This is a genomic window from Neobacillus niacini (assembly GCF_023715415.1).
Lineage (GTDB): Bacteria > Bacillota > Bacilli > Bacillales > Cytobacillaceae > Neobacillus > Neobacillus niacini_C.
Genome location: NZ_JAMBOB010000104.1, coordinates 1 through 250 on the forward strand (window position 1 = coordinate 1; position 250 = coordinate 250).

At 52.0% G+C, this 250-nt stretch carries 1 rRNA gene; it reads left to right on the top strand.

Going from position 1 to position 250, the window contains the following annotated elements:
• Positions 1–250 (top strand): 23S ribosomal RNA (locus M3189_RS26765); the annotation flags it as partial.

The window sequence follows — 250 nt, forward strand, 5'->3', positions numbered from 1 at the left end:
GTAGTTAGAGCCCGTTAATGGGTGATAGCGTGCCTTTTGTAGAATGAACCGGCGAGTTACGATTACATGCAAGGTTAAGTTGAAGAGACGGAGCCGCAGCGAAAGCGAGTCTGAATAGGGCGATTTTTAGTATGTGGTCGTAGACCCGAAACCAGGTGATCTACCCATGTCCAGGGTGAAGTCCAGGTAACACTGGATGGAGGCCCGAACCCACGCACGTTGAAAAGTGCGGGGATGAGGTGTGGGTAGC